Origin of the sequence: Cloacibacillus evryensis DSM 19522 (assembly GCF_000585335.1) — a bacterium.
GTDB lineage: Bacteria > Synergistota > Synergistia > Synergistales > Synergistaceae > Cloacibacillus > Cloacibacillus evryensis.
In genome coordinates this window covers 1,251,767-1,268,808 of sequence record NZ_KK073872.1, presented here as the reverse complement: position 1 = coordinate 1,268,808, position 17,042 = coordinate 1,251,767, and the positions used below count along the sequence as shown (strand labels likewise).

Genomic DNA, 17,042 nt, shown 5'->3' with positions numbered 1-17,042 from the left:
AGGCTCCCTCCTGTGTAAGAGGGGGGACCGCAGCGGCAGTCCCCCAACGCATTTCTTAGTCTTCGACCGCGAGCTTCGTCTTAACGTATTCCATCGCCTCGCCGACGGTCGTCAGCTTTTCGGCGTCCTCGTCGGGGATCTCGATGTCGAATTCTTCTTCGATGCCCATGATGAGCTCGACGATGTCGAGCGAATCCGCGCCGAGGTCCTCAACAAATGAGGCTTCCGGCTTGATCTGATCCTCTTCCGCGTTGAGGCGGTCCATGACTATTTCCTTCAGCTTGCTCTGTACTTCTTCCATTTTCATTGTTATGTCTCTCCTTTACGATTGTTCGTAATTTGATTTTTTGTTTATGTCAAAAGCCTGTATCCGACTTTATAACCGTTTTACTACATTGTGATGCCGCCGTCAACCGCGATGACCTGTCCCTGTATATAAGACGCGTTTTCCGAAGCAAGGAAGACCGCGGCTCCGGCCACGTCCCGCGGCGTTCCCGCGCGGCCCGCCGGTATCGATTCGACGAATTTTCCTTTGAGCTCATCCGAGAGCACGGCCGTCATGTCTGTTTCGATGAAGCCCGGCGCGATCGCGTTGGCGGTGATCCCCTTCGCCGCGACTTCGCGCGCGAGGCTCTTTATGAATCCGATCATGCCGGCCTTTGCCGCCGCGTAGTTGCACTGCCCCGCGCCGCCTCGCAGCGCGTTTACCGAGGTGATGGCGATGATGCGGCCCCAGCGGCCTTTGAGCATCGGGCGCACCGCCTCTTTGGCGCAATAGAAGAGCGAACTCAGGTCCGTGTCTATGACGTCGTCCCATTCGGATTCTTTCATGCGCATGAGAAGGTTGTCTTTCGTGATGCCCGCATTGCAGACGAGGATGTTCACGGCTCCGAGCTGTTCCGCTACGAGCTTGAACATCTCCTTCACCTCGGCGGCGTCGCTAACATTGGCTTTGACTGCCACCGCCTCGCCTCCCATCGCCCTTATCTCCGCCGCGACTTCGTTTGCGGGGCCTTCGGAGCGGCTGTAATTTACGGCCACCGCGCAGCCGTCCTTCGCGAGTTCAAGGGCGATGGCGCGGCCTATGCCGCGGCCCGCTCCGGTCACCAGCGCGATCCTCTTATCCATTGTTCGCGCCTCGCAGATATTCGGCGGCCGCCATGAGCTCATCCGAGTTCGAAACGGCATATGGGCGTTTGCCTTTGCATATTTTTCTCACAAGCCCGGAGAGGACGCTGCCGGGGCCGAGCTCGATGTAACCCTCGACGCCCTCGTTCTCCATCTCGAGGACCGACTGCGACCACATGACCGGCGAGAAGGTCTGGTTGTAAAGGGCCTCGCGCACGGCGGGGATCTTCTGTACCGGACGGGCGTTGGCGTTCGCGATGATGGGGAACTTAGGCTCATGCCATTCGATGCTTTTGAATGCCTCTTTCAGCCTGTCCGCCACCGGCCGCATAAGGTCGCAGTGGAAGGGGGCGCTCACTCTCAGCGGCACGACCTTGGCGGTGTATTTCTGTTCGATGAGGGCGACCGCGCGGGCAACCGCTCCCGCGTGTCCGGAGATGACGATCTGCGTCGGGGAATTGATATTCGCCGCCTGGCAGACCTCGCCCTGCGCCGCCTCGGCGCAGATCGCGCTGACGTCTGAGAGTTCGATCCCTATTATCGCCGCCATCGAGCCCATTCCGAGCGGAACGGCATCCTGCATGAGGCCGCCGCGTTTATGGACAAGGCGCACGCCGTCTGTCAGCGACAGGGACCCGGCGGCGACAAGGGCCGTGTATTCGCCGAGGCTGTGCCCCGCCATGCAGGCAGGTTCCACCGCGGTCCCCAGTTCCTGTTCAAGCGCCCGGAGCATAGCGACGCTGACGGTGAGGATGGCCGGCTGGGTTATTTTCGTATGGGCCAGCTCCTCCGGGGTGCCGTTGAATATTATGTCGCTCAATGAGAATCCCAGAGCCTCGTCGGCCTCGTCAAAGATCCTCTTCGCCGAGACGTAACGGTCGTAGATGTCTTTTCCCATCCCCGGGCGCTGAGCGCCCTGTCCGGGAAATATCATCGCATATTTCATCTGCTATACCTCGTCATTTCTGAAAAGATGTTGTTCATCTGAGAGACGATGCTCTCAATAATGACGGCCGCCGGCTCTATGGCGCGGACAAGTCCCGCGGACTGTCCGGACATCAGGGAGCCCATCTCGGTGTCTCCCTCGACGACGGCGAGGCGCAGTTTTCCGGCGCCGAGAGCCTCGAGCTCCTCCGCCGGCGCGCCCCTTTTTTCAAGCTCTTCGTACTGCTTGATGAATTTATTTTTTATCGCGCGCACGGGATGCCCGAGCGAACGGCCCGTCACCGCCGTCGCGCGGTCGTTGGCCTTGACTATCTTCTGCTTATAGTTGATGTGGACGTTGCACTCTTCGGCGCAGACAAAGCGCGTCCCCACCTGGACGCCGGAGGCACCCAGCACGAACGCCGCCGCCGCGCCCCGTCCGTCGGCGATGCCGCCGGCGGCGATCACGGGGATATCCACCGCGTCAACGATCTGCGGGACGAGGTTCATCGTCGTGATCTCGCCGATATGCCCGCCGGCTTCGGTGCCCTCGGCGATAACGGCGTCGGCGCCCTGTTTGGCGATACGCTCAGCGTGCGAAACGGAGGCTACGACCGGAATGACCGTCGTGCCGAGCGGTTTGAGCTTTTCCAGCACTTTGCCCGGCAGCCCCGCCCCCGTAGTGACGACGGGAACGTTATGCCTGGCGGCAAGTTCAAGCGCGTCGTCGGCCGTAGGCGACATCAGCATTATGTTGAGCCCGAAGGGCTTGTCGGTCAGAGTGCGGATCTTTATTATCTGCCGTTCCAGGAGTTCTGGGGGCATGTTCGCCGCCGCGATTATTCCCAAGCCGCCGCCGTTGCTGACAGCCGCGGCGAGGTCCGCGTCCGCGACCCAGGCCATTCCGCCCTGGATGATGGGATATTTAATTTTCAGCAGTTTTGTTACGGGGTTATTTTCAAACATCGAACCTCTCCTTACGCCTCGTAAAGCAGCGCGCCAAGCGTCATGCCGGCGCCGAAGGCGGTGAACATGATCTTCTCCCCGCTCTTTACGCGCCCCTCTTTCATCGCCTCGTCTAGCGTGACCACCATTGAGGCGGCGGATGTGTTTCCGTAATTTTCGAGGTTGATCAGAGTGCGGTCGGTGGAGACGCCGAGGCGCTTGAAGAGGCTGTCGATTATCCTCGTGTTGGCCTGGTGCAGCACCCAGAAATCCACCTCCGGCGGCGTAACGCCTGATTTTTCACAGAAGTTTTTGAGGAACGGGGGCAGGTACGTATTGACGAAGCGGAACACTTCGGAGCCCTTCATGCGCAAGACGGGAGAGGGGTGCCCCTCCTCTTTGTCTATCGTTATGAAATCGTATTTATCTCCGTCGGCCATGAGCTCTCCGGAGATGAAGCGCGGGCCGCCCTCCGCGGAACGGGTAAGGATGCAGGCCCCCGCGCCGTCGCCGAAGAGGATGCAGGTCGAGCGGTCGTTCCAGTCAAGAACGCTGGCGAAATCCTCCGCGCCGATGACCAGCACGTTGTTCCATATACCGCCAGCAATGCCGCCTATCGCCGTCAGCATAGCCGTGAGGCTTCCGGTGCAGCCGGCAAGGATGTCATATGCGCCGGCGTTCTTAGCGCCGAGCTTCCCCTGCACCTTTGCCGAAGTACAGGGGCAATAGGTATCGGGAGTATTTGTGGAGACGATGACGAGGTCAAGCTCCTCGGGACGCATTCCGGCGTCTTCCAGAGCGGCCAGACCGGCCCTGTAGGCCAGATCGCTGCACTTTTCGTCATCCGCGGCTATATGCCGTTTCTTAATGCCGGTGCGGCTCCTGATCCATTCGTCGCTGGTCTCAAGAAATCCCTCAAAATCAAAGTTGGTCATTATCTTTTCCGGGATGTATTTTCCCGTTCCCGCGATCTTCACGGGGTATCCGTTAATCATTGCCATTTTGTACTCCTCGTGCAATCTCTTCTCGTATTCGGTCGACGCCGTTGCGTTCTATAAAATTGGCCGCCCCCGTAATGGCGTGCGCTATGGCGTTCGCCTTAGAGCGTCCATGTACTTTGACGACGCTTCCGTTGACGCCCAGTACCGGGGAGCCGCCATATTTTTCCCAGTCAAAACGGCCCATAACTCGTTTCATCGCGGGCCACATAAAGAAAAGTCCTATCTTCGGCAGCGTATGGTGGATATATTCCTCTTTGAACTGGCTTTTCAGCAGTTCCCCGAGCCCTTCGCCGAATTTTATGATGACGTTCCCGGTAAAGCCGTCGCATATAACGACGTCCGATATCCCGTTGGGGATGTCCTTGCCCTCCGCGTATCCCTGAAAGTTGAGGCAGCTCGCCTCGATCAGCCCTCTGGCCGCGGAGATCACGTCGTCTCCCTTCGTCATCTCCTCACCGTTGCTGAGCAGGCGCACGGACGGGTTTTCGACATTCTGGAAAAGCTTCATATATATGGAGCCCATCTGCGCGAACTGCAGCAGGTTTATCGGCTTGCAGCGCACCGTGCCACCCACATCCATGAGAAGCGTCGAACGGTTGAGGACCGGGAGCACCGCGCCCAGCCCGGGACGGTCTATCCCCGGAATGCGTCCGAGGAGGAGCACCGCGCCCGCGGCGATCGCGCCGGTGTTGCCGGAGGAGACGATGCCGTCCGCCTCTTTGGAACGGACCATTTCAAAGCCGACGACGAGGCTTGAGTTTTTCTTCCTTCTGATCGAGAGAGAAGGAGAGTCGCTGCCGTTTATCACCTCGTCGGTATGTACTATGCTCAGCCGTGAGCGTACATTTCTTTCCGCCTTTTCAACGAGCGGTTTTATCTTTTCGCTGTCGCCTACGAGCGCGATAGAAAGATGAGGTTTCTCTCTGCAGGCGAGAATCGCGCCCTTGCACGGTTCTTCGGGCGCGTGGTCTCCGCCCATTGCATCCAGTGCTATCAGCATATTTCGTCCCCCAATTTTTCGTTATTGTGAGCATCCAGCGCAGCGACCACAAAACGGCCGACAAATATTTCCCTGTCGCCGATACGCGAATGAACGCTGACGACATATTTGTTGCCTTTATGCGTCCCAACCTTCGAACGGGCGATTATCTTTTCTCCCAGATAGGCCGGGCGGCAATATTTGAGCCGCGCCGTCGCTACCACCACCATCTCGGCGTCTATCGTCGCGATCGCCAGCGAGGCGGCCTGCGCGTAGATGTAGTAGTCGCCGACCATCTCCGTCTGACGAAAGGCCATATCGGGGTTCGTGGAAAGCATCGACAGCGCCCATTTACTCGGCTCAAGCCCCACAAGCTCGCCGACGACCTCGTCAGCGCAGAGCGATTTTAAGCGGCTCGTGGCATGCTCCGCCATCGAGCGCATCCGCTCGCGCAGCTCGGGGATCGCAAGCAGGCCCCTGTCAAGGCGCACCGTGCTCAGGCTGACGCCGAGCGCGGAAGATATCTCTTCGTCCGTCAACAAAGGATTCGATTCTATCAGGTTTACAAGCTGCTTGTGCCGCTGTTTTCTGCCTTCCGAACGCATTTGCTTCTCCTTAAAGAAACATCTCTGGTCACTTAGCCACATAAATCCCAACTCAATTAAGAGCTGGTCATAACACCAGACAAGATATTATATCTTAGGTTCGTTGTCAATAGGAAAATTTATAATTCGCGGCCCCGCGGCGTAAATTTTTTATGAAAATTTTCTATGTTTCACGGAGGGTAAAAGCCTCCGGCAATCAAAAATCGGGGCGGCAAAAAATGCCGTCCCGTTCTTTGGCTGTCAGACAGAAACTCGCCATCGCCGCCCAAAAGCGGCCTGCGGCGCTATTAATCCGTTGTCTTTTCTTCAGCGATCTTGACGACCTGACGGCCCTTGTAATAGCCGCACGCCGGGCAGGCGCAATAGGTCTGGATCATTTCTCCGCAATGCTTGCAGGCTGTAAGGCTGGGGGCCTCGAGCTCGCCGAGCCACTGTGCTTTGCGATTATGCGTACGGGCGTGGGATACTCGCCTCTTGGGTGTTGCCATCTTCTGTTTCCCCCCTTAAATAAATCCGCCGGAACATTTTTCCAACTGGACAATTCTATCACTAAATTGGTTTTTTTGCAGTACTATTTACCGTTATCCGCCATAAAATTTTTCAAAACGTCGAAACGAGGGTCCCGGCTCTCTTTTTTGCAGCCGCAGGGAGCCTTGTTCAGGTTCGCGCCGCACTGCGGGCAGAGCCCTTTGCAGTCCGGCGAGCAGAGGACGGCTCCGGGGAGCGCCGTGATGAGGACCTCCCAGATGAGCTGTCCCAGATCGATCTCATCTTCCCATGAGTCGAGAACGATCATCTCCTCTTCCCCGTCCTGCCCCTCTTCCGATTCTTCCCGCTGCCGTTCGTCGCGGCGAAGCGAAAAAATATACCGCAGCTCTCCGCCGATCTCGGAGCGGGCCGGTTCAAGGCAGCGTGCGCAAGGAACGCCGACCTCCGTCCGAAGGGAGACGATGACGACCACGCGCCCCTCCGAACGGCAGGACTCCACCTTTACCAGAGGGTCCGACAGCAGCGTGTATATCTGGTCCCAGTAGCTCACCGGCCTGTCCAGGTGTACAGAAAAGCTGTCCTCGTACGGGGCGCCGTCTTTCGGAACGGCGGAGAGCACGAGTCGATGCTTCCAGCTTTTGGGAGCCGCCTCCAGATATTTTTCCATTACTTCCCTACTTCGCTTCCTCTGCGCATCTCTTGGTATCGCGCGCGATGGCCATTTCTTCGTCTGTCGGGACGACCATCACCGTGACCTTTGAATCGGGCGTGCTGAAGATGACCTCTTTGCCGCGGCAGTTGTTCTTCTCGGGATCGATCTTGATGCCCATAAACTCCATATTCTCGCAGACCTCTTTGCGGAAGCCGATGCCGTTTTCACCGATACCGGCTGTGAAGACGACGACGTCCACGCCGCCCATCTCCGCCGCATAGGAACCGATGTATTTTTTGACGCCGGTAATAAGGATGTCCTGCGCAATCTTCGCGCGCTGGTTGCCGTTCGCCGCCGCTTCTTCGACGTCGCGGAGGTCGCTGGAGACGCCGGAGACGCCGGAGACGCCGAGGAGCCCAGACTGTTTGTGGACGATGTCGCTGACCTTCTGCACGTCGCCGTAACGCTCCATCAGGTATATCATGACGGAGACATCGACGTTGCCGCTTCTAGTGCCCATGAGGACTCCTTCGGCCGTGCCGTATCCCATCGACGTATCCACAGACTTCCCGCCGTCCACAGCCGTGATCGAGCTGCCGTTGCCGAGGTGGCAGGTGATTATCTTAAGGTCTTTGATATCCTTGCCGAGTATCTCCGCCGCCCTGCCGGCGACATACCCGTGGCTGGTGCCGTGGAAGCCGTAGCGGCGCACACGGTCCTTCTCGTAGCAGTCGTAGGGTGTTCCGTAAATGAAAGCCTTCGGCGGCATCGTCTGATGGAACGCGGTGTCGAAGACGACGACGTTCGGCTTTCCGGGGAGAGCCTCCATTACGGCCTTGAGACCCTGAAGGTTCGCCGGGTTGTGGAGCGGCGCGAGAGGGATGACCTCTTCGATGCCCTTGACGACCTCGGGCGTAACGAGCACGGACTTGGTGAACTTTTCTCCGCCGTGCACTATGCGGTGGCCCGTGGCGTAAAGCTCGTCAAGGTTCTTGAGCACGCCGAGCTCGGGATCGACGAGAATGTCGAGGACGTACTTGATCGCCGCGGAGTGGTTGGGGAACGGCACTTCGCGCGTCACAGAGTCCATGCCGGTCTTTGTGTGCTTGATACGCGAGCCTTCGATGCCGATACGCTCCACCAGCCCCTTGGCCAGGACCTTTTCGCCATCCATTTCGATGAGCTGATACTTCAGAGATGAGCTGCCGCAATTGAGAACAAGAATTTTCATTAGAACCGAGTTGCCTCCCTTAATCTGTTTGCACCGCCCTTTATGGTATCCTAATGAATATGAAAGGACGGTGGACCTCTATGCTTTACCCCGTCGCCGGGATTGTTGCCGAATATAATCCGCTCCATAAGGGGCATCTTTACCACGCCGAAAGAGCCCGTGAAACGTGCGGCGCGGAGGCCGCCGTCGCCGTGCTCTCTTCAAACTTCGTCCAGCGCGGGGAACCGGCTCTGCTCGATAAATGGACAAGGGCAAAAACGGCTCTCTCGTGCGGGATAGATCTGGTCCTCGAGCTGCCCGTAATATTCTCCTCGCACAACGCCGGCGTCTTCGCGAACGCGGCCGTAGACATACTTGCCGCGACCGGCGCCGTGACGCATCTTTCCTTTGGCGCGGAAAACCCAGACTGCCTTGTGGACAGTATTATTGATATCTTACTAGAAGAACCCGAACCTTTCAAGTTATCTTTGAAAAAATATTTGACGGCGGGGTTTTCATACGTCGAGGCGCGCGCGCGCGCGGCGGAGGAGCTGCTTCCCGGGAGCGCCGCGCTGCTTGCCGGCAGCAACAACACGCTCGCGCTCTCCTACATGATGAGGATAAAAAAGAAAAACTACCCTATGCGCCCGGTGCCGGTCAAACGCCTCGGCTCCGCTTACAACTGCGCGGAACTCGAAGAAATCCCCAGCGCCACGGCGATACGCGCGGCGCTGCGAGAGGAAAGAAGGAGCGAGGCGCTCCTTTACATGCCCGCGGCGGCGGCGGGAATCTTAGAGGACGCGCTCAACACGGGGCGCGCCTGCGTCAGCCACGATACATTCTGGAAGTTGCTGCGGGCCGTGATCCTGCGTACAAAAACGGAAGAGCTGGCAAACTGCGCGGAGATCGGCGAGGGCGTCGAATATAAAATGCGCGAAGCGGCGCGCGAAGCGAAAAGCTTCAAAGAATGGACCGACGCCTGCACCTCGAAACGCTACCCCGCCGGACGCATCCGCCGCTCGGCGGTCCACGCCGCGCTGGGGCTGGACCATTGGACGAACCGCGCCGCCCAGCGCCTTGGGCCGCCGTACATCCGCGTGCTCGGCATGAACGAAAAAGGGCGCGCGCTGCTCCGCGAGATGAGGGAAAGATCCGCGCTGCCCGTAGTCACGACATACGGCAAGGCGGCGCGGGTATCGCCGTACGCCGCAAAGGCCGCGCGCTATGAGGCGCTGGCCTGCGAATTATGGGAGGAGCTGATCCCCAACGGCAGCTACGGCGAAGAACATAAAAGGAAGGTAATTATGGTATGAAAAAGGGCGGTATGAACGTCACATACAAAACAGGCCTGAAGAATATGGATATGGCAAGGGTGAGGGATATGCTTTCAAAAACCTACTGGTCGCCCGGCATCGGGCTCGCCGAGGTGACAAAAGCCGCGCAAAACTCAGCGCTTGTGATCGGAGCCTTCGGCGAAGAGGGGCGGCAGATAGGATATGGGCGCGTGATATCGGACAGAACCCGCTTCGCTTACCTGACCGATTTCTACGTCGAGGAAGAGTATCGCGGCGCTGGCATCGCACAGGAAATGATAGACCGGGTCCTCGGCGCGCCTGAACTTTCCGACGTCTATCAGTGGTTGCTGATCACCAAAGACGCCCACGGCCTCTACCGCAAAAAGGGCTTCGTCCCCACCAAACGGCCGCAGGACCTGATGGAGATAAGACGGCCGCGGCCGGAACGCTGATATTTGGACCACCGCGATCCCGGCGAAGAGAAGGTAACCGGCGGATATGGATATGCGGCGCCTACAGATTTCGCGGCGGTATCCTTTCGCGCAGCCTTCTGTAGACCCCCGGGGGGACCATGTCTCTTACCGCGCCGCCGAACTGGAAGGCGTCTTTGATCGCGCGGCTGGAGAGGTAGGAGTATTTGGCGTCGGTGACGATGAAGAAGGTCTCTATCTCCGGCGCGAGCTGGCGGTTCATCTGCGCGAGCTGGAATTCGTACTCGAAGTCGGAAAGGGCGCGCAGGCCGCGGATGATGATGCGGCTCTGCTGCTGGCGCATGAAGTCCGCGAGCAGGCCGTTGAAGTATTTTACCTTGACGTTCGGCAGGTGGACGAGCGCCTCGCGCGCCATGATCTGGCGTTCTTCCTCGCTGAAGGTGGAGCGTTTTTCCGGGTTGACCAGCACGGCGACGATCAGTTCGTCGAAGAGCGCCGCCGCCCGTTCCGATATATATAGATGTCCGTTGGTTATCGGGTCGAAAGACCCCGGGTATACTGCCCTAATCATCGTTATTCCTCCTGCTGTAGAAACTCAGTACCGTGCCGCCGTATCTTCTGTCTTCGCGTTCCCACTCCGCCTCGTCCATCGCGGCCGGCTCTTCCTCTTCGGAATGTTCAAAGATTATAACGCCGTTCGGCGCTAAAATCTCCCCGTTCGCCGCCATCAGTTTGGGAAATTCTTCGCCCCAGCCTAAATTATAGGGTGGGTCGGCAAATATTATATCGAATCGTTCGCCGTTTTTCGCGAATCTGGCGACGGCGCGGCGCACGTCGAAGCAGAGGCATTTCACCCCCGCGGGCGCTTTTTTGACGATCTCGGCGTGGCGCTTCCGCTCCGATTCGACAGATACGACCGGCGCGGCCCCTTTCCTCGCCGCCGTTAAAGCGATCTGGCCGCTGCCGGAAAAAAGGTCGAGAAAGCTTCTGCCGTGGATGTTGCCCAATATATTGAAGAGCGCCAGCGTCACTTTGCCGGTCGTCGGTCTCATTTCTTTCATAAACTTATTCCTCCCACTGTTTCACACAAAGAGTATAATATCGGATAGTTTTGATGTATATATGGATATTGGGGGATTTTTTATGGATTCGACCGCCGCCTGTAATGATTGCCGCGCCATTTCTAAGAGAAACAAACGCACGCTGTTCGGAGTGATCTTTCTCCACGGCCTCAACGATATGCATTCGACGGCGCTGCCGACGATCATCCCGATGCTGGCACAGTCTATTTCGCTGACGATGAGCCAGGCGGGGCTTTTGAACGCGCTTTTCGGCATTACGAATATTTTCGGACAGCCGGTCTTCGGTTTCTTTGCCGACAGGCTCAGACGCCCGTGGTTCGCCGTCTGGGGACCGCTGCTCTCCGTCACGGGCGCGGCGCTGCTCCCCCTTTCGCCGAGTTACGGCACGGCTTTCATCTTCGTCGGGATGATGAGCGTGGGGACGGCGCTTTTTCATCCGCAGGGCACGGGCAGATGCGGCGCGACGGCGGGTGAGAACGCCCTCGCCTTTTATCTTTCGCTCTTTCAGGCCAGCGGCAGTTTTGGCAGCGCCATCGGACCGATATATGTCGTCTTTATGATCTCGATGCTGGGCAAGCCGGGCTTTCCCCTCGTCATCATTCCCGTCGCGGCGTGCGTCTGCCTGTCACTCTGGCGCCGCATGGGACGGCGGGCTGATGAAGCCGCCCGCGAGGCCGGCGAGCGCCCGCAGTTCCTGCGCAACCTGCGTTATCTTATTTCCAGGGTAGGCTGGATCGTCTCGATAACGAGCATCCGCGACGCCGTTTTCCAGTCGATCAAGATATTCCTGCCGATGCTGCTCATCACACGCGGCAGTACCATCGCGATGGGCGGCATGGTCCTATTTGCCGCCACGCTTTCAGCGACGTTCGCCGGTATCGTGGGAGGAAAGCTGGCAGATATGATCGGCGACGAGAAGGTGCTTTTCGGGGCGCTTGCCGCTTCCCCGCTCTTTCTCATCATCGGCCTCCATGCCTCGAATCTCTTTTGCCTGCTCTCGCTGATGGTTGGATTTGCTTTTTTACAGGCCAGCACCCCGGTTACCACGGCTATGGCGCAAAGACGCTGCCCCGATTCCCGCAGTATGGTAAGCTCGTTGTCCAACGGGGTGTCATGGGGCATCGCCAATCTCTTCGTCACGCCAGTCGGCATCATCGCCGACATCGCGGGGCTGCAGGCGACGCTCAATGCCGTCGCTTTCCTGCCGTGGCTCGTTACTTTATTGTATATAGGCAAAAAATTGCTCAAAAAATAGGCTTGAATTTTAGCAAGGGCGGAACAACCGCGCTCCGCCCTTTTTCACATCGTATGAAAACAAATATTATCAAAGATAACGAGGGCGTTAATTTTCAGCCGCGGCCAGCGCCTTCAGCAGCGCCGCCCTCATCGCCGGAGTCCTGTAGGGATGTCCCACGGAGTCGACTTTGATGGTGACGCCTCGCGGGTTGGGGATCACCTTGAGGTAGAAATGCTGTTCAAATTCTTCGTCGGCGGTGATGACGAGCATCAGCCCCACTCCGCCGTCGGAGAGAAATGCGTCGCGGAACACCCAGTGTCCTTTGCCGCCGACTCCCTCTCCCTCGCAGTCTTTCAGCGAATCTATGACCTCTTTGACGCTCTTTTTCGTCGACGCTTCACATTCCATTGGCCAGTCGTCCTCCCCCGCCGGTTTTTCCGTAAGTTTTACATCCTTGTGTATCGTCAAATGCCAGGTATCCTTTCCCATCGCCTTCCATTTGCGTTCGTATTTCGTCACGTACGGGCGCGCCGGGTTTACCGCCACGGGATCGGCGCGGAAGGCGGGATCTCCGGAAAAGACTTCCGCCGTCTCCAACGCGTACCAATCGACGTCGGTCGCGAGCTCTAAGGCGCCGCCGGGGCTGATGAGGTATTTCATCAGATCGGCGAATGACGGCACCGTGACGCGGCGCGAGGCGTGCCTCGTCTTCGGCCACGGGCAGGGAAAGTTCATGTATACGCGCTCCACGCTCTCCGGCGCAAAGCAATGGCGCAGCAGAAAGCGGGCGTCCCCGTGCATCACGCGCGCGTTTTCATAGCCGGCGGCGAGTATCCGGCGCGCGCCCTTCGCGGCGCACCACTGGGAGACCTCGACGCCCACGATGAGCGCGTCGGGGTTGCTGCCGGCGAGGAATTCGAGGAATTCCCCGTTGCCGAATCCGATCTCGACAAGGACGCGCCCAGACGGCGACATTCCGCGCCAGTCGACCGGCAGCCCGTCGTTTTGGCTGATTATGACTTTATTGAGATTCCACAACATCTTTATTTATCCGTTCTCCGCTCTTTTTATTTTTCAGATGAAATTCCGGTACCTTCGCAAGCTCGAACCATTTTTCAAGCGGAAGCTCCTCCGCGCGGGCGGTCGCCCTCAGGTCATGCGCGGCAAGTATCTCAAGGGCCGTCTCGCGCGTCACGCCGCTGCCGCCGTAGCCCGCCGTCCAGTTGTTCACAAGGGTCTTGCGGCGCTGTGTGAAGGAGCGCGCGAGCAGCCCGCGCCAGGTCCGGTCGTTGGCCAGCTCCCTGTTTCTCTCTATTTTTATTTCGATAAGCGCCGAGTTCACGCGCGGCTGCGGATTGAAGGCCGACGGCGGGATCTTCCTGACGATCTCCGCGCTGCCCATAGCCTCGACGGTTATTCCCAGCGGCGAGCGCTCGCGGTGGCCGGCGGGAGAGGCGATGCGCTCCGCCGATTCCAACTGCACCATCAGCAGCATGTAATCGGTCTTATCCGGGACCAGTTGTTCGAGGAAGGCCCACATCAAAGGCGTCGTTATATGGTATGGCAGGTTCGCGATGATTTTTGCCGGCATCTCCGGCAGTTCGCGCACGTAATCGAACCGCACCGCATCGCCCCAGAAGCAGCGGTACCTCCCGTCGTGCGCGGCGATCCTCTCAATGCCGTCGCGCAGCCGGTCGTCGACTTCGACGGAATAAAGCGCCGCCAGCGGCGTCGTCAGCAAACCGCGCGTAAGGATGCCGTCGCCGGGGCCTATCTCAAGCACGACGTCGCCGGCCGCCGGCTCCGACCTTTTTAATATAAACTCGACGACGCCGCGGTCGATCAGAAAATTTTGTCCAATATCGGTGTTATGTATAAAATGCCGTTTATCCGCCATCTGCAGTCCATGCTTTCGTAGGAATTTTCGCGGCGCGGAGGCCGCCTTTGTATTTTAACATCTAAGTTGGGAAAATTATACATTGCCCTGCACCGCCATTATCGGATAAAATACAATGTGATTTTGAGGGAGTGAATTTACGCGAATGAAATTGGAAAATATCAGGAATTTCAGCATCATCGCCCACGTCGACCATGGAAAGTCGACGCTTTCGGACCGGCTTCTCGAAGCGACGGGTACGATAGACAAGAGAAACATGAAGGCGCAGCTGCTCGACCGGCTCGACATCGAACGCGAGCGCGGCATCACCATAAAGTCCGTTCCCGTGCGGATGAACTATCTGGCGCAGGACGGCAGGGAATATATCCTGAATCTCATCGACACCCCGGGACACGTCGACTTCTCCTACGAGGTCTCGCGTTCGCTCGCGGCCTGCGAGGGGGCGGTGCTGGTCGTCGACGCGGCGCAGGGCGTCGAGGCGCAGACTGTGGCGAACAGCTATCTTGCCGCGGACCTCGACCTCGAGCTCGTGCCGATCCTGAACAAGATAGACCTCCCCTCGGCCCACCCGGAACAGGTGAAGCGCGAGCTCGAGGAGATAATCGGCATCAACGCCGAAGAGGCGGTCCCCGTCTCGGCAAAGACCGGCGAGGGCATCCCAGAGCTGCTGGAGCGCATCGTGCGCGACGTCCCCGCGCCGGTCGGCGAGGCGGAGGCCCCGCTGCAGGCGCTCATTTTTGATTCCGTGTATGACAACTACAAGGGCGTCATCTGCTATGTCCGCGTGATGAACGGAACGCTGGCGGCGGGGAAGAATGTCCGCTTCATGGCGACCGGGCGCGATTACCAGATAGACGAGGTCGGCGTATTCAAGCCCGACATGCTGAAGGTCGAGAGGCTCGGCCCCGGAGAGGTCGGTTTTATCTGCGCAAGCATAAAGACGATCGACGAAGCGCATGTCGGCGACACGATAACCGACAGCGCGAAGCCCGCCTCCGCGCCGCTCGCGGGTTATAAAAAGGTGAAGCCGGTCGTCTTCTGCGGCTTCTACCCCGTGGAGCGCGAGGACATCAACCAGCTGCGCGAGGCGCTGGAAAAATTACAGATAAACGACTCTGCGATCAGCTTTGAACCGGAGAACTCCGCGGCGCTGGGCTTCGGCTTCCGCTGCGGCTTCCTCGGGCTGCTGCACATGGAGATCGCGAAGGAGCGGCTGAACCGCGAGTTCGGCGTCGACCTTGTGGCGACCGCGCCGAACGTCGTCTATCAGATCGTGCAGACGGACGGCTCGATCATCGAGGCGCACCGTCCCTCCGACTTTCCCGACCCCGTCCGCATCGAGGAGATACGCGAGCCATACATAAAACTCTCGATATTTATGCCCGAACAGTTCGTCGGCGCGGCGATGCAGCTCTGCCAGGACAAGCGCGGCACCTACGTCTCGATGGATTACATAACGCCGGAGCGCGTGCGCCTCACCTACGACATGCCGCTCGCGGAATTCATCCTTGATTTCCACGACAGGCTCAAGTCATGCACGCGCGGCTACGCCTCGCTGGACTACGACCACACGGGTTTCCGCGCCTCGAAGCTCGTCAAGGTGGACGTGCTGCTCCAGGAGGAGCCGGTCGACGCCTTCTCCTTCATCTGCCACGCGGACCAGGCGTACCATCGCGGACACGCCGTGGTCGGCAAGCTCAAGGAGCTGATACCGCGCCAGCTATTTGAGGTGCCGGTACAGGCGGCGGTCGGCAAGAAGGTCATCGTCCGCATGAACATCAAGGCGGTGCGCAAGGACGTTCTCGCCAAGTGCTACGGCGGCGACATCACCCGCAAACGCAAGCTGCTCGAGAAGCAGAAAGAGGGCAAAAAGCGCATGAAGCAGGTGGGGCGCGTCTCCATACCGCAGGAGGCGTTCCTCGCCTTCATGGACGTCACCAAAGCCGAGGATAAATAGGGATCGCCGCCGATCATAAACATCATCAGCGCCACGGGCGGACACAGGCCGCGGCGCTGTGTCAGGGGCCGGTAGAAAGGTAACTCCATGAGCTGTCGTTCTCTCTATATCCACGTTCCGTTTTGCGAACGCAAATGCAATTACTGCGCCTTTGAGAGCGCCGTGCCGCGCGAGGGCGAGCGCGAGCTCTGGCTGTCGATGCTGGAGCGCGAATTTTCGCTTCGCCTCTCCTCCGCGGAGAGGCCGAGGCTCGCGACCTGTTACGTCGGCGGCGGCACGCCGACAACGCTCACCGGGCCGCAATGGCTCGCGCTGACGGAGCTTATAGAGAGGTACTTCGACTTCGATCAGAAAGCGGAGGTCACGGTCGAGGCGAATCCAAATTCACTGCGGGCTGAGCATCTGCTGACCTGGCGCGACTGGCGTGTGACGCGCGTCAGCATCGGCGTACAGAGCTTTGACGACGCCGAACTCTCGCTGATGGGACGGCTGCACAGCCCGCGCCAGGCGCACGGCGCGATCTCCGCGGCGCTCGCCTCCGGCTTCTCCGTGAGCGCGGATTTTATCTTCGGGCTGCCCTATCAGAGCTTCGCCAACTGGGGGCGCACCCTGCGCGAGGCGGCGCGCTGCGGCCTGGATCATATATCGCTCTACCAGCTGTCGCTTGAGGAGGGCACGCCGTGGGGATCGCTCGATGAAAAGATCCTCGGCGACGGATACGCTGCCTACCGGTGGGCCCAGTGGTACCTTCCGCGCAAGGGCTACGCGCAGTATGAGGTCGCAAACTTCGCGAAACCGGGGCGCGAGAGCCGCCACAACATCAACTACTGGCGCGAGGGGGAATACTTCGGAGCCGGGCCGGGGGCCGCCGGCTATCTGTCGGGGCTTCGCTATAAAAACTTCGGCGAACTGCGGCGATACGCGGCGGAGCTGACGAAAGGGCGGCTGCCGGTCGAAGAGGAAGAAAGGCTCCCCCTTGAAAAAAGCGCGCGCGAGGCGGCGGTGCTGGGGTTAAGGATGACCTCCGGCATCGACAGGACGGCTTTCACGGAGAGGTACGGAGAAAAAGCCCTCGATTCCCTGACCGCGTCGCTGCGAAAATTTCCCCGCGACCTTTATGAGAACGACGGGCGGGGGATCAGGCTGACCCGGAAGGGACTGAGGGTCGCAAACCTGATTTGGTCTGAAATAATATAACTTTTTCAGGATT

19 protein-coding genes are annotated in these 17,042 nt (G+C 58.9%); 5 read left to right on the top strand and 14 right to left on the bottom strand.

The window, feature by feature from the left end; genetic code table 11:
• Nucleotides 1-55: 55 nt before the first annotated feature.
• From acpP to CLOEV_RS05585, 10 genes are all read right to left on the bottom strand, one after another.
• Nucleotides 56-307, bottom strand: coding sequence for an acyl carrier protein (gene acpP / locus CLOEV_RS05630; RefSeq protein WP_008711266.1), 252 nt, complete (start codon nt 305-307; stop codon nt 56-58).
• Nucleotides 308-390: 83 nt separating this feature from the next.
• A complete protein-coding gene (gene fabG, locus CLOEV_RS05625) occupies nt 391-1,128 on the bottom strand; it encodes a 3-oxoacyl-[acyl-carrier-protein] reductase (RefSeq protein WP_034442441.1) in 738 nt (245 codons plus the stop codon).
• Complete coding sequence (gene fabD, locus CLOEV_RS05620; RefSeq protein ID WP_034442439.1) at nt 1,121-2,074, bottom strand: ACP S-malonyltransferase; 954 nt, start codon at nt 2,072-2,074, stop codon at nt 1,121-1,123. Before fabD ends, fabG begins: the two co-directional genes overlap by 8 nt.
• Nucleotides 2,071-3,018, bottom strand: a complete 948-nt coding sequence (gene fabK, locus CLOEV_RS05615; protein WP_008711258.1) for an enoyl-[acyl-carrier-protein] reductase FabK — start codon at nt 3,016-3,018, stop codon at nt 2,071-2,073. The genes fabD and fabK overlap by 4 nt, the downstream gene beginning before the upstream one ends.
• Before the next feature lie 11 nt (nt 3,019-3,029).
• A complete protein-coding gene (locus CLOEV_RS05610) occupies nt 3,030-3,998 on the bottom strand; it encodes a 3-oxoacyl-ACP synthase III family protein (protein ID WP_008711257.1) in 969 nt (322 codons plus the stop codon).
• Complete coding sequence (plsX, locus tag CLOEV_RS05605) at nt 3,985-4,998, bottom strand: phosphate acyltransferase PlsX (RefSeq protein ID WP_034442436.1); 1,014 nt, start codon at nt 4,996-4,998, stop codon at nt 3,985-3,987. Before plsX ends, CLOEV_RS05610 begins: the two co-directional genes overlap by 14 nt.
• Complete coding sequence (fapR, locus tag CLOEV_RS05600; protein WP_034442433.1) at nt 4,992-5,582, bottom strand: transcription factor FapR; 591 nt, start codon at nt 5,580-5,582, stop codon at nt 4,992-4,994. Before fapR ends, plsX begins: the two co-directional genes overlap by 7 nt.
• A gap of 287 nt (nt 5,583-5,869) precedes the next feature.
• Nucleotides 5,870-6,070 carry a 50S ribosomal protein L32 gene (gene rpmF / locus CLOEV_RS05595; RefSeq protein WP_008711251.1) on the bottom strand — a complete coding sequence of 67 codons (201 nt, stop codon included), beginning with the start codon at nt 6,068-6,070 and terminating at the stop codon, nt 5,870-5,872.
• Nucleotides 6,071-6,153: 83 nt separating this feature from the next.
• A complete protein-coding gene (locus CLOEV_RS05590; RefSeq protein ID WP_051484914.1) occupies nt 6,154-6,738 on the bottom strand; it encodes a DUF177 domain-containing protein in 585 nt (194 codons plus the stop codon).
• A 7-nt stretch (nt 6,739-6,745) separates the two neighbouring features.
• Nucleotides 6,746-7,954 carry an acetate/propionate family kinase gene (locus tag CLOEV_RS05585; RefSeq protein ID WP_034442429.1) on the bottom strand — a complete coding sequence of 403 codons (1,209 nt, stop codon included), beginning with the start codon at nt 7,952-7,954 and terminating at the stop codon, nt 6,746-6,748.
• A gap of 80 nt (nt 7,955-8,034) precedes the next feature.
• Here CLOEV_RS05585 and CLOEV_RS05580 point away from each other — a divergent pair, with 80 nt between their 5' ends.
• A complete protein-coding gene (locus CLOEV_RS05580; RefSeq protein ID WP_034442426.1) occupies nt 8,035-9,246 on the top strand; it encodes a tRNA(Met) cytidine acetate ligase in 1,212 nt (403 codons plus the stop codon).
• Nucleotides 9,243-9,680: a GNAT family N-acetyltransferase gene (locus CLOEV_RS05575; protein WP_008711241.1), complete on the top strand. Its 438-nt coding sequence runs from the start codon at nt 9,243-9,245 to the stop codon at nt 9,678-9,680. The genes CLOEV_RS05580 and CLOEV_RS05575 overlap by 4 nt, the downstream gene beginning before the upstream one ends.
• Nucleotides 9,681-9,741: 61 nt before the next feature.
• On the opposite strand, the gene coaD is transcribed toward CLOEV_RS05575, so the two are convergent.
• Both coaD and CLOEV_RS05565 read right to left on the bottom strand, forming a co-directional pair.
• A complete protein-coding gene (gene coaD, locus CLOEV_RS05570) occupies nt 9,742-10,230 on the bottom strand; it encodes a pantetheine-phosphate adenylyltransferase (protein WP_008711239.1) in 489 nt (162 codons plus the stop codon).
• Nucleotides 10,223-10,720, bottom strand: a complete 498-nt coding sequence (locus CLOEV_RS05565) for an RsmD family RNA methyltransferase (protein WP_008711236.1) — start codon at nt 10,718-10,720, stop codon at nt 10,223-10,225. Before CLOEV_RS05565 ends, coaD begins: the two co-directional genes overlap by 8 nt.
• Nucleotides 10,721-10,802: 82 nt before the next feature.
• Here CLOEV_RS05565 and CLOEV_RS05560 point away from each other — a divergent pair, with 82 nt between their 5' ends.
• Entirely contained in the window at nt 10,803-11,996 is a 1,194-nt protein-coding gene (locus CLOEV_RS05560) for an MFS transporter (protein WP_008711235.1), read from the top strand.
• A gap of 87 nt (nt 11,997-12,083) precedes the next feature.
• On the opposite strand, the gene trmB is transcribed toward CLOEV_RS05560, so the two are convergent.
• Nucleotides 12,084-13,019: a tRNA (guanosine(46)-N7)-methyltransferase TrmB gene (gene trmB / locus CLOEV_RS05555; protein WP_008711233.1), complete on the bottom strand. Its 936-nt coding sequence runs from the start codon at nt 13,017-13,019 to the stop codon at nt 12,084-12,086.
• On the bottom strand, nt 13,000-13,875 hold the full coding sequence (rsmA, locus tag CLOEV_RS05550; RefSeq protein WP_008711231.1) for a 16S rRNA (adenine(1518)-N(6)/adenine(1519)-N(6))-dimethyltransferase RsmA: 876 nt from the start codon (nt 13,873-13,875) through the stop codon (nt 13,000-13,002). The genes trmB and rsmA overlap by 20 nt, the downstream gene beginning before the upstream one ends.
• Nucleotides 13,876-14,020: 145 nt before the next feature.
• Between rsmA and lepA the strand changes: the two genes are divergently transcribed.
• Complete coding sequence (gene lepA, locus CLOEV_RS05545) at nt 14,021-15,832, top strand: translation elongation factor 4 (protein WP_008711229.1); 1,812 nt, start codon at nt 14,021-14,023, stop codon at nt 15,830-15,832.
• Between the two features lie 87 nt (nt 15,833-15,919).
• On the top strand, nt 15,920-17,029 hold the full coding sequence (gene hemW, locus CLOEV_RS05540) for a radical SAM family heme chaperone HemW (protein ID WP_051484913.1): 1,110 nt from the start codon (nt 15,920-15,922) through the stop codon (nt 17,027-17,029).
• Nucleotides 17,030-17,042 lie beyond the last annotated feature (13 nt).

Bases quoted from the DNA above. Each gene is read 5' to 3' on its own strand.
- acpP (WP_008711266.1), bottom strand. From the start codon at position 307: ATGAAAATGGAAGAAGTACAGAGCAAGCTGAAGGAAATAGTCATGGAC.
- fabG (WP_034442441.1), bottom strand. From the start codon at position 1,128: ATGGATAAGAGGATCGCGCTGGTGACCGGAGCGGGCCGCGGCATAGGC.
- fabD (WP_034442439.1), bottom strand. From the start codon at position 2,074: ATGAAATATGCGATGATATTTCCCGGACAGGGCGCTCAGCGCCCGGGG.
- fabK (WP_008711258.1), bottom strand. From the start codon at position 3,018: ATGTTTGAAAATAACCCCGTAACAAAACTGCTGAAAATTAAATATCCC.
- CLOEV_RS05610 (WP_008711257.1), bottom strand. From the start codon at position 3,998: ATGGCAATGATTAACGGATACCCCGTGAAGATCGCGGGAACGGGAAAA.
- plsX (WP_034442436.1), bottom strand. From the start codon at position 4,998: ATGCTGATAGCACTGGATGCAATGGGCGGAGACCACGCGCCCGAAGAA.
- fapR (WP_034442433.1), bottom strand. From the start codon at position 5,582: ATGCGTTCGGAAGGCAGAAAACAGCGGCACAAGCAGCTTGTAAACCTG.
- rpmF (WP_008711251.1), bottom strand. From the start codon at position 6,070: ATGGCAACACCCAAGAGGCGAGTATCCCACGCCCGTACGCATAATCGC.
- CLOEV_RS05590 (WP_051484914.1), bottom strand. From the start codon at position 6,738: ATGGAAAAATATCTGGAGGCGGCTCCCAAAAGCTGGAAGCATCGACTC.
- CLOEV_RS05585 (WP_034442429.1), bottom strand. From the start codon at position 7,954: ATGAAAATTCTTGTTCTCAATTGCGGCAGCTCATCTCTGAAGTATCAG.
- CLOEV_RS05580 (WP_034442426.1), top strand. From the start codon at position 8,035: ATGCTTTACCCCGTCGCCGGGATTGTTGCCGAATATAATCCGCTCCAT.
- CLOEV_RS05575 (WP_008711241.1), top strand. From the start codon at position 9,243: ATGAAAAAGGGCGGTATGAACGTCACATACAAAACAGGCCTGAAGAAT.
- coaD (WP_008711239.1), bottom strand. From the start codon at position 10,230: ATGATTAGGGCAGTATACCCGGGGTCTTTCGACCCGATAACCAACGGA.
- CLOEV_RS05565 (WP_008711236.1), bottom strand. From the start codon at position 10,720: ATGAAAGAAATGAGACCGACGACCGGCAAAGTGACGCTGGCGCTCTTC.
- CLOEV_RS05560 (WP_008711235.1), top strand. From the start codon at position 10,803: ATGGATTCGACCGCCGCCTGTAATGATTGCCGCGCCATTTCTAAGAGA.
- trmB (WP_008711233.1), bottom strand. From the start codon at position 13,019: ATGTTGTGGAATCTCAATAAAGTCATAATCAGCCAAAACGACGGGCTG.
- rsmA (WP_008711231.1), bottom strand. From the start codon at position 13,875: ATGGCGGATAAACGGCATTTTATACATAACACCGATATTGGACAAAAT.
- lepA (WP_008711229.1), top strand. From the start codon at position 14,021: ATGAAATTGGAAAATATCAGGAATTTCAGCATCATCGCCCACGTCGAC.
- hemW (WP_051484913.1), top strand. From the start codon at position 15,920: ATGAGCTGTCGTTCTCTCTATATCCACGTTCCGTTTTGCGAACGCAAA.